The organism is Streptosporangium vulgare, from assembly GCF_042428775.1.
GTDB classification, from domain to species: domain Bacteria; phylum Actinomycetota; class Actinomycetes; order Streptosporangiales; family Streptosporangiaceae; genus Streptosporangium; species Streptosporangium vulgare.
Map to the genome: position 1 here is coordinate 1 of NZ_JBHMBS010000064.1, position 10,490 is coordinate 10,490.

Below are 10,490 nucleotides of genomic sequence, written 5' to 3' on the forward strand. Positions count from 1 at the left end.
CACCGACGACGGAGCCGAAATCCTCACCCTGCCGAGGTAGGCGCGACCGTGAGGCGGAAGCCCCGCCCCCCGTGCTCCGGGCGCCTCATCGCGAATCACCGGTGAAAAGGAAGCCTTCCGGAGTTTCTTCGCGACGGCCGAACGGCCCTCAGCCGCGCTGAGGGCCGTTCACCGCATTCGAAGAGCGGGAGATCAGACGCCGAACGCCGCCGGGTAGCGGATGACGCCACCCGGGACCGGCCGTTCAGGGTCGAGTGCCAGCGCCATCATGTACTTGTCCTCGACGTCGAAGGCCGGGCGGATGCCGTACTCGGAGGCCGGGGTGAAGCCGAAGCGCGGGTAGTACTCGGCGTGGCCGAGCACGACCACCAGGTTCTCTCCCTGCTCGCGGGCGGCGCGCAAAGCGGCACGGATGGCGGCGGAACCCGCGCCCCGCCGCTGATGTTCGGGCTTGACGGCGCACGGGCCCAAGGTGAGGGCGGGCGAGTCGCCGACGTAGCAGCGGGTGAGCAGCGCGTATCCGGTGAGATCGCCACCGGGGGCCTCGGCCAGCCAGGACATGCCGGGCAGCCACGCCCGCGGGTCGGTCCGCAGCGCCTCGACGAGATCGGCCTCGTGCGGGCCGGGGAAGGCGGCAAGGTTGATGTCGCGGATGGCGGCGATGTCGCCGGCGCTCTCGGGACGGGTGGTCCAGGAAGGGGGCATGGTCGGGTTCGTCTCCTTGTCCTTCTGCGGATGCAGGACGTGGCCGGTGTACCGGTGGTCCGCGCCGTACTCGCGGCGCATGGTGATCTCTGGCAGGGTGGCCGCGACCGCCTCGCGCATCCCGGCGACCAGGTCGGCCGCGTGGGCGCGCCGCGACAGCGGCGTGTGGTACTCCTCAGACCAGTCGCGGCCGGTCATGGCTGCCGGTCCCGGAACCTGTAGGTGGCGCGCAGGTGACCGGTGATGGCCTTCTGCCGGTTGACACGCTCGTCGCGCAGCCGGGCATCGGTACGTGAGGCCGCCCAGGCGTTCTCCCGTCGCAGTTTGTGGTAGCTGCGCAGACGGCGTTCGGGCAGTTCACCCGCCCCGATGGCGGCCTGGACCGCACATCCTGGCTCGGTGTCGTGAGCGCAATCACCGAAGCGGCAACGCGCGGCGAGGTCTTCGATCTCGGCGAAGACCCGCTCCAGGCCATCGGCGGCGTCGTGCAGGCTGATCCCGCGCAGGCCCGGCGTGTCGATGAGGACCCCGCCGCCGGGCAGAGGGAGCAGCTCGCGTCGGACAGTGGTGTGGCGGCCCTTGCCGTCCTGCACGCGTACCGTGCCGGTGGCCAGCCGCTCCTCGCCGAGCAGCCTGTTGCCGAGACTGGACTTGCCCGCGCCCGAGGGGCCGAGCAGCACGGTGGTGCCGCGCACCAGCACGGCCAGCATGTCGATGTTGTGACCGGTGGCGACGCTGGTGACAAGGATGTCCACACCGGGTGCCAGCATGTTGACCTCGGCGCGGACGACCTCGGGATCGCCGACCAGATCCGCCTTGGTCAAGACGATCATCGGTTGCGCCCCGCTCTCCCAGGCCAGAGCGAGCAACCGCTCCAGTTTGGCCGCGTCCAGGGGTGTGGCCAGGGACAGGGCGATGACGACCGTGTCGACGTTGGCGGCGAGCACCTGTCCGTGGGAGGACCTTGACGCCGACGAGCGTACGATCACGCTGCGCCGCGGCAGCAGCGCCGCCAGGTGCGGCTCGGCACCCGGGCGCAGCGCGGCCCAGTCGCCGGTGCAGGGCGTCAGGAGCAGGTCGGGCGGGTGCGGCGCGGCGAACGTGGCCCGCATCGGACCCGACGTGGTGATCGCCGTGCACAGGCCGCGATCGACCCGGGAGATCCGGGCCGGCACGAGGCCCGCTTCGTGATGTTCGGCGAAGGTTTGGTTGAGTGCGGCGGTCCATCCGTACCGGGACAGGCCGGATGGATCGGTGTACGTGTGTGGCAACGTGAGACCCTTGCGGAGAAGGGGCCCCGACGAGACGCGGACATCACTCCGCCTGGCGAACCGGGTGGTTCAAGGCTGGAGGAAGAAGTGGGTCAGACCGGGGCCCGGGACGTGAGGTTGGTCCGGGCGCTGCGCATGGCAGCGGTCTTCACCGCGGTCATCAAACCTCACCTCCCTCCCATACCGGTCCGATACCGAACGAACGGCAGCCTAGCACCCGACCGGGACTGTCGTTCCCGCTCTTATCCGCCGACGCCTCCGACCACCAACGATGTGAACCCGGAAGCGGCCTGCGGAAGGCGACGACTCTCAGGGGGATGCTCCGTAGCGGTCGGCGATCGCGACGGCCCGGTCGCGCAGGGAGTCGCGCAACCACTGCGGGGCCAGGGCCTCCGCGTTCGTGCTGAGCTGCCACAGCGCCCATTCTGCGTGTCTCGGATCCTGGAAGGTCACCTCCATCCGCAGCCGGCCGTCCGAGTCGGCCTCTTCGGCGCGGACGGCCGGCGCGGTGCCGACCAGTTCCTCCCGCCGCCCGGGGTCCACCCGTACCAGCACGGTGACCTGGTCGCCGCCGGTCCGAAACCGCGTGCTGCGTTCCTGCCAGGCTCGGTCCAGATCGATCCGGTCCGGTCGCTGCGCGGGTTCGGGAAGTTCCTCGGCGGCCAAGATCCGGGACAGCCGGTAGGTGCGGTCCGCGCCGGATCTGGTGGCCAGCAGGTAGCCCCGATCGCGTACGGTGACCAGGCCGATCGGGTCCACCGTGCGCCACGTCGGGCTCTGGTCCACGGCCGCGTAGTGGATGCGCAGCCGGTGCCCGGAGAGCACCGCGCGCGGTCACGTCCAGCGAAGTGGTGTATGAGCCGGCCTTCGCGTGATCCTATTTCTGCAGGTTAAGCGGTGAGTGTCTGCGGAATGGGATTCTGCTGCGGTGTGTCGCCGCAGATGATGCGTAGCCGGGTTTTGGTCAGGACGTCCAGGCCCATGTAGCGGCGGGCCTCGGTCCACTCGTCGGTCTGCTCGGCCAAAACCGCACCGACAAGACGGATGATCGAGCCGCGGTCGGGGAAGATCCCGACCACGTCGGTGCGGCGGCGGATCTCCTTGTTCAACCGCTCCTGGGGATTGTTCGACCAGATCTGCCGCCAGGTCTCCTTCGGGAAGGCGGCAAAAGCCAGCAGTTCCTCGCGGGCGGCGTCCAGATGCTCGGCGGTGGCCGGATACTTCGCCTCCAGAGCGTCGATGACCCAGGCATGCTGGGTGCGCACCTGCTCGGCGGCAGGCTGGTCGAAGATGGTCCGCACCAAGGTCGCCACCCACGGCTGCGCCGATTTGGGCACCGTGGTCAGCAGGTTGCGCAGGTAGTGAAGCCGTTAAAAATCAACACGGTGAGATGGAGGCGAGGAGCGCGGCTGCGGTCCGGTGGCGGATTGAGGCGGGTGCAGGGTTGTAGCCGTCGTGTTCCAAGAGTGGGCGGGTCTCGATGAGGGTGTTGCCGATCGTGCGGGGGCTGACGTTGAACAGTTCGCTGAGGGCTTGCCGTGTGCAGACTTTCCGCTGGTAGAGGATGGCGGCGAGGATCCGCTCGGCGCCGGTGATCTTCTGTTGGAAGATGCCGCCTCGGGCTCCGGGGAGTCGTTCACCACCGCGTCGCTGGTAGCGGAGGCGTTCGAGGCGGGCGGCTTGGAGCGGGGTGAGTCGCTCGATCATCTGGCGGAGTTCTTCGCGGCTCATAGCGGTCAGAGCGGGGTGCGAGAGCGTTTCGGAGATTCGGGGCCGCTGGGCGGGGACGTCGTCGTTGTCCAGGAAACTACGCAACTGTGCGGCGGTGGTGAACCGCATGGTGGTGGCGGAGACAATGACCTGGTGCTCGGTGAGTAGCTTGCGGGTCTCGGCGATCCAATAGCCGATCGTGAAGTCACTGACCTCGAGCATGTCCGACAGGACCTTCTGGGAGCAGATCTGGCGGAGGTAGACGACTGTGATCAGCACCCGGTCCGCGGCGGAGAGCAGGCTGTGGGACCCGGCGCCCCTGGCGCGGCGGCGTTCGCCGCCGCGCTGGTGGAAGGTGCGCTGCTCGGCCTGAGCGGCCTGGGCGGAGGCGAGCCGGCGCGCCAGGTCGTCCAGTTGGGCTTCGGTCATGCCGGTCAGCCGGGAGTCGGCCAGGGCGCGTAGTGCGGCAGCGCGGATCTGCGCGCGGCCGGTGCCGATGACGGGTGGCCGGTCGGCGGCGACCAGGGCGGGGCGGATCGTGTAGTTCCAGGAGCTGTGGGTGGGGTGGACGTGGATTGGCAGTTCGGCGAACCGGGCCTTGCTCACCGTGACGCCCAGCGGATACGAGGCGGTGTTTGGATGAGGCTGCCTCAGATTGAGTGAGACAGGACAGCGGCAGGACGTCTCCTTGCCCGCCCATGGGCCTGGCCAGGCCGGAACGCAACAGATCTTATTTATTGTTTTCTAATTTCTGGAAAATCAAGGGTGTCAGTAGGCTTCCGGCATGCGGGAGCCGGGCGCGGTGACGCCATGCAAGCACTGCGGGACGCCGATCGAGCAACGGCCCGGGCGGGGGCGGCCGAGGGCATACTGCGCGCAGGGGAACTGCCAGGCGGTGGCCAAGCGCGAACGCGAGATGCGACGGGCGACGCCGGGTCTCGAGGGGGCGCTGGCCAGGGCCGAGGAGTTCTACGACCGCATGGAGAAGGGGATGATCGCGGCGATCGCCCCGCTGGCGCAGGTGCTTTCCGAGGAGCTGAGCCCCGCCGGGGTGGAGGCCAAGGTGAGCGCGGTGCAGGCCGAGGCCCACACCCGGGTGGCGATCGCCCGCGCCGAACGGGAACAGGCCTTCGAGCAGGTGCGCCTGGCGCGGGAGGCTTCCGAGCACGCCCGGCGCGAGCGGGACGCGATGGCGCGCCGCGTGGAGGAGGCCAACGCCGAACGCGACATCGCGCTGTCCGACGCGGAGACCGCCAGGGAGCAGGCGCTGGCCGCGTTGCACGAGGCGGCCAGTACCGAGCGCCGGGCCAGGCAGGCCGAGCAGGAGGCCACCCGCAGGGCCCAGCGGGCCGAGGCCGCCCGCGACGCGGCCCTGCGGGAGATGGCCGAACGGGTGGAGGCCGCCGAGACCGAGGCGCGCCGGGCCGAGGCGCGCGCCCTGCACGATCAGCAGCAGTCCGGTCAGGCGCGGACCGAGTGGGACCGGGCGCTGGAGGAGACCAGGAAGGCCCAGGAGGCCAGAGGTCAGGCCGAACGGGTCGCCTCGGCCGCGTCGGCGCGCGCCGACGCGGCCGAGGCGACCCGTTCGGCCTGACCTCTGGCCTCCTGGGCCTTCCTGGTCTCCTCCAGCGCCCGGTCCCACTCGGTCCGCGCCTGACCGGACTGCTGCTGATCGTGCAGGGCGCGCGCCTCGGCCCGGCGCGCCTCGGTCTCGGCGGCCTCCACCCGTTCGGCCATCTCCCGCAGGGCCGCGTCGCGGGCGGCCTCGGCCCGCTGGGCCCTGCGGGTGGCCTCCTGCTCGGCCTGCCTGGCCCGGCGCTCGGTACTGGCCGCCTCGTGCAACGCGGCCAGCGCCTGCTCCCTGGCGGTCTCCGCGTCGGACAGCGCGATGTCGCGTTCGGCGTTGGCCTCCTCCACGCGGCGCGCCATCGCGTCCCGCTCGCGCCGGGCGTGCTCGGAAGCCTCCCGCGCCAGGCGCACCTGCTCGAAGGCCTGTTCCCGTTCGGCGCGGGCGATCGCCACCCGGGTGTGGGCCTCGGCCTGCACCGCGCTCACCTTGGCCTCCACCCCGGCGGGGCTCAGCTCCTCGGAAAGCACCTGCGCCAGCGGGGCGATCGCCGCGATCATCCCCTTCTCCATGCGGTCGTAGAACTCCTCGGCCCTGGCCAGCGCCCCCTCGAGACCCGGCGTCGCCCGTCGCATCTCGCGTTCGCGCTTGGCCACCGCCTGGCAGTTCCCCTGCGCGCAGTATGCCCTCGGCCGCCCCCGCCCGGGCCGTTGCTCGATCGGCGTCCCGCAGTGCTTGCATGGCGTCACCGCGCCCGGCTCCCGCATGCCGGAAGCCTACTGACACCCTTGATTTTCCAGAAATTAGAAAACAATAAATAAGATCTGTTGCGTTCCGGCCTGGCCAGGCCCATGGGCGGGCAAGGAGACGTCCTGCCGCTGTCCTGTCTCACTCAATCTGAGGCAGCCTCATCCAAACACCGCCTCGTATCCGCTGGGCGTCACGGTGAGCAAGGCCCGGTTCGCCGAACTGCCAATCCACGTCCACCCCACCCACAGCTCCTGGAACTACACGATCCGCCCCGCCCTGGTCGCCGCCGACCGGCCACCCGTCATCGGCACCGGCCGCGCGCAGATCCGCGCTGCCGCACTACGCGCCCTGGCCGACTCCCGGCTGACCGGCATGACCGAAGCCCAACTGGACGACCTGGCGCGCCGGCTCGCCTCCGCCCAGGCCGCTCAGGCCGAGCAGCGCACCTTCCACCAGCGCGGCGGCGAACGCCGCCGCGCCAGGGGCGCCGGGTCCCACAGCCTGCTCTCCGCCGCGGACCGGGTGCTGATCACAGTCGTCTACCTCCGCCAGATCTGCTCCCAGAAGGTCCTGTCGGACATGCTCGAGGTCAGTGACTTCACGATCGGCTATTGGATCGCCGAGACCCGCAAGCTACTCACCGAGCACCAGGTCATTGTCTCCGCCACCACCATGCGGTTCACCACCGCCGCACAGTTGCGTAGTTTCCTGGACAACGACGACGTCCCCGCCCAGCGGCCCCGAATCTCCGAAACGCTCTCGCACCCCGCTCTGACCGCTATGAGCCGCGAAGAACTCCGCCAGATGATCGAGCGACTCACCCCGCTCCAAGCCGCCCGCCTCGAACGCCTCCGCTACCAGCGACGCGGTGGTGAACGACTCCCCGGAGCCCGAGGCGGCATCTTCCAACAGAAGATCACCGGCGCCGAGCGGATCCTCGCCGCCATCCTCTACCAGCGGAAAGTCTGCACACGGCAAGCCCTCAGCGAACTGTTCAACGTCAGCCCCCGCACGATCGGCAACACCCTCATCGAGACCCGCCCACTCTTGGAACACGACGGCTACAACCCTGCACCCGCCTCAATCCGCCACCGGACCGCAGCCGCGCTCCTCGCCTCCATCTCACCGTGTTGATTTTTAACGGCTTCACTACCTGCGCAACCTGCTGACCACGGTGCCCAAATCGGCGCAGCCGTGGGTGGCGACCTTGGTGCGGACCATCTTCGACCAGCCTGCCGCCGAGCAGGTGCGCACCCAGCATGCCTGGGTCATCGACGCTCTGGAGGCGAAGTATCCGGCCACCGCCGAGCATCTGGACGCCGCCCGCGAGGAACTGCTGGCTTTTGCCGCCTTCCCGAAGGAGACCTGGCGGCAGATCTGGTCGAACAATCCCCAGGAGCGGTTGAACAAGGAGATCCGCCGCCGCACCGACGTGGTCGGGATCTTCCCCGACCGCGGCTCGATCATCCGTCTTGTCGGTGCGGTTTTGGCCGAGCAGACCGACGAGTGGACCGAGGCCCGCCGCTACATGGGCCTGGACGTCCTGACCAAAACCCGGCTACGCATCATCTGCGGCGACACACCGCAGCAGAATCCCATTCCGCAGACACTCACCGCTTAACCTGCAGAAATAGGATCACGCGAAGGCCGGCTCATACACCACTTCGCTGGACGTGACCGCGCGCGGTGCTCTCCGGGCACCGGCTGCGCATCCACTACGCGGCCGTGGACCAGAGCCCGACGTGGCGCACGGTGGACCCGATCGGCCTGGTCACCGTACGCGATCGGGGCTACCTGCTGGCCACCAGATCCGGCGCGGACCGCACCTACCGGCTGTCCCGGATCTTGGCCGCCGAGGAACTTCCCGAACCCGCGCAGCGACCGGACCGGATCGATCTGGACCGAGCCTGGCAGGAACGCAGCACGCGGTTTCGGACCGGCGGCGACCAGGTCACCGTGCTGGTACGGGTGGACCCCGGGCGGCGGGAGGAACTGGTCGGCACCGCGCCGGCCGTCCGCGCCGAAGAGGCCGACTCGGACGGCCGGCTGCGGATGGAGGTGACCTTCCAGGATCCGAGACACGCAGAATGGGCGCTGTGGCAGCTCAGCACGAACGCGGAGGCCCTGGCCCCGCAGTGGTTGCGCGACTCCCTGCGCGACCGGGCCGTCGCGATCGCCGACCGCTACGGAGCATCCCCCTGAGAGTCGTCGCCTTCCGCAGGCCGCTTCCGGGTTCACATCGTTGGTGGTCGGAGGCGTCGGCGGATAAGAGCGGGAACGACAGTCCCGGTCGGGTGCTAGGCTGCCGTTCGTTCGGTATCGGACCGGTATGGGAGGGAGGTGAGGTTTGATGACCGCGGTGAAGACCGCTGCCATGCGCAGCGCCCGGACCAACCTCACGTCCCGGGCCCCGGTCTGACCCACTTCTTCCTCCAGCCTTGAACCACCCGGTTCGCCAGGCGGAGTGATGTCCGCGTCTCGTCGGGGCCCCTTCTCCGCAAGGGTCTCACGTTGCCACACACGTACACCGATCCATCCGGCCTGTCCCGGTACGGATGGACCGCCGCACTCAACCAAACCTTCGCCGAACATCACGAAGCGGGCCTCGTGCCGGCCCGGATCTCCCGGGTCGATCGCGGCCTGTGCACGGCGATCACCACGTCGGGTCCGATGCGGGCCACGTTCGCCGCGCCGCACCCGCCCGACCTGCTCCTGACGCCCTGCACCGGCGACTGGGCCGCGCTGCGCCCGGGTGCCGAGCCGCACCTGGCGGCGCTGCTGCCGCGGCGCAGCGTGATCGTACGCTCGTCGGCGTCAAGGTCCTCCCACGGACAGGTGCTCGCCGCCAACGTCGACACGGTCGTCATCGCCCTGTCCCTGGCCACACCCCTGGACGCGGCCAAACTGGAGCGGTTGCTCGCTCTGGCCTGGGAGAGCGGGGCGCAACCGATGATCGTCTTGACCAAGGCGGATCTGGTCGGCGATCCCGAGGTCGTCCGCGCCGAGGTCAACATGCTGGCACCCGGTGTGGACATCCTTGTCACCAGCGTCGCCACCGGTCACAACATCGACATGCTGGCCGTGCTGGTGCGCGGCACCACCGTGCTGCTCGGCCCCTCGGGCGCGGGCAAGTCCAGTCTCGGCAACAGGCTGCTCGGCGAGGAGCGGCTGGCCACCGGCACGGTACGCGTGCAGGACGGCAAGGGCCGCCACACCACTGTCCGACGCGAGCTGCTCCCTCTGCCCGGCGGCGGGGTCCTCATCGACACGCCGGGCCTGCGCGGGATCAGCCTGCACGACGCCGCCGATGGCCTGGAGCGGGTCTTCGCCGAGATCGAAGACCTCGCCGCGCGTTGCCGCTTCGGTGATTGCGCTCACGACACCGAGCCAGGATGTGCGGTCCAGGCCGCCATCGGGGCGGGTGAACTGCCCGAACGCCGTCTGCGCAGCTACCACAAACTGCGACGGGAGAACGCCTGGGCGGCCTCACGTACCGATGCCCGGCTGCGCGACGAGCGTGTCAACCGGCAGAAGGCCATCACCGGTCACCTGCGCGCCACCTACAGGTTCCGGGACCGGCAGCCATGACCGGCCGCGACTGGTCTGAGGAGTACCACACGCCGCTGTCGCGGCGCGCCCACGCGGCCGACCTGGTCGCCGGGATGCGCGAGGCGGTCGCGGCCACCCTGCCAGAGATCACCATGCGCCGCGAGTACGGCGCGGACCACCGGTACACCGGCCACGTCCTGCATCCGCAGAAGGACAAGGAGACGAACCCGACCATGCCCCCTTCCTGGACCACCCGTCCCGAGAGCGCCGGCGACATCGCCGCCATCCGCGACATCAACCTTGCCGCCTTCCCCGGCCCGCACGAGGCCGATCTCGTCGAGGCGCTGCGGACCGACCCGCGGGCGTGGCTGCCCGGCATGTCCTGGCTGGCCGAGGCCCCCGGTGGCGATCTCACCGGATACGCGCTGCTCACCCGCTGCTACGTCGGCGACTCGCCCGCCCTCACCTTGGGCCCGTGCGCCGTCAAGCCCGAACATCAGCGGCGGGGCGCGGGTTCCGCCGCCATCCGTGCCGCTTTGCGCGCCGCCCGCGAGCAGGGAGAGAACCTGGTGGTCGTGCTCGGCCACGCCGAGTACTACCCGCGCTTCGGCTTCACCCCGGCCTCCGAGTACGGCATCCGCCCGGCCTTCGACGTCGAGGACAAGTACATGATGGCGCTGGCACTCGACCCTGAACGGCCGGTCCCGGGTGGCGTCATCCGCTACCCGGCGGCGTTCGGCGTCTGATCTCCCGCTCTTCGAATGCGGTGAACGGCCCTCAGCGCGGCTGAGGGCCGTTCGGCCGTCGCGAAGAAACTCCGGAAGGCTTCCTTTTCACCGGTGATTCGCGATGAGGCGCCCGGAGCACGGGGGGCGGGGCTTCCGCCTCACGGTCGCGCCTACCTCGGCAGGGTGAGGATTTCGGCTCCGTCGTCGGTG

6 protein-coding genes and 6 pseudogenes are annotated in these 10,490 nt (G+C 69.9%); 6 read left to right on the top strand and 6 right to left on the bottom strand.

Features of this window, described 5'->3' with window-relative positions; all coding sequences use genetic code 11:
• Positions 1–192: 192 nt before the first annotated feature.
• From ACFFRH_RS43710 to ACFFRH_RS43730, 5 genes and pseudogenes are all read right to left on the bottom strand, one after another.
• A complete protein-coding gene (locus ACFFRH_RS43710; RefSeq protein ID WP_386164064.1) occupies positions 193–705 on the bottom strand; it encodes a GNAT family N-acetyltransferase in 513 nt (170 codons plus the stop codon).
• A gap of 194 nt (positions 706–899) precedes the next feature.
• The gene (gene rsgA, locus ACFFRH_RS43715; RefSeq protein ID WP_386164058.1) at positions 900–1,880 is read right to left on the bottom strand and encodes a ribosome small subunit-dependent GTPase A; all 981 of its coding nucleotides are present in this window, start codon (positions 1,878–1,880) and stop codon (positions 900–902) included.
• A gap of 405 nt (positions 1,881–2,285) precedes the next feature.
• Positions 2,286–2,807, bottom strand: a pseudogene (locus ACFFRH_RS43720) (helix-turn-helix transcriptional regulator); the annotation flags it as partial.
• Between the two features lie 59 nt (positions 2,808–2,866).
• A pseudogene (locus ACFFRH_RS43725) lies at positions 2,867–3,346 on the bottom strand (transposase); the annotation flags it as partial.
• 7 nt (positions 3,347–3,353) lie between these two features.
• Positions 3,354–4,322: pseudogene (locus tag ACFFRH_RS43730) on the bottom strand (ISAzo13 family transposase); the annotation flags it as partial.
• 148 nt (positions 4,323–4,470) lie between these two features.
• Here ACFFRH_RS43730 and ACFFRH_RS43735 point away from each other — a divergent pair.
• Positions 4,471–5,280 carry a hypothetical protein gene (locus ACFFRH_RS43735; protein WP_386164062.1) on the top strand — a complete coding sequence of 270 codons (810 nt, stop codon included), beginning with the start codon at positions 4,471–4,473 and terminating at the stop codon, positions 5,278–5,280.
• Here ACFFRH_RS43735 and ACFFRH_RS43740 read toward each other — a convergent pair.
• On the bottom strand, positions 5,211–6,020 hold the full coding sequence (locus tag ACFFRH_RS43740) for a hypothetical protein (protein ID WP_386164062.1): 810 nt from the start codon (positions 6,018–6,020) through the stop codon (positions 5,211–5,213). The two genes, ACFFRH_RS43735 and ACFFRH_RS43740, sit on opposite strands and share 70 nt — an antisense overlap.
• Before the next feature lie 148 nt (positions 6,021–6,168).
• Here ACFFRH_RS43740 and ACFFRH_RS43745 point away from each other — a divergent pair.
• The 5 genes and pseudogenes from ACFFRH_RS43745 to ACFFRH_RS43765 all read left to right on the top strand — a co-directional run.
• Positions 6,169–7,137 (top strand): annotated as a pseudogene (locus ACFFRH_RS43745) (ISAzo13 family transposase); the annotation flags it as partial.
• A 7-nt stretch (positions 7,138–7,144) separates the two neighbouring features.
• Positions 7,145–7,624: pseudogene (locus tag ACFFRH_RS43750) on the top strand (transposase); the annotation flags it as partial.
• Positions 7,625–7,683: 59 nt separating this feature from the next.
• A pseudogene (locus tag ACFFRH_RS43755) lies at positions 7,684–8,205 on the top strand (helix-turn-helix transcriptional regulator); the annotation flags it as partial.
• A 405-nt stretch (positions 8,206–8,610) separates the two neighbouring features.
• Positions 8,611–9,591 carry a ribosome small subunit-dependent GTPase A gene (gene rsgA / locus ACFFRH_RS43760; RefSeq protein WP_386164058.1) on the top strand — a complete coding sequence of 327 codons (981 nt, stop codon included), beginning with the start codon at positions 8,611–8,613 and terminating at the stop codon, positions 9,589–9,591.
• Between the two features lie 194 nt (positions 9,592–9,785).
• Positions 9,786–10,298, top strand: coding sequence for a GNAT family N-acetyltransferase (locus ACFFRH_RS43765; protein ID WP_386164064.1), 513 nt, complete (start codon positions 9,786–9,788; stop codon positions 10,296–10,298).
• Positions 10,299–10,490: the final 192 nt, after the last annotated feature.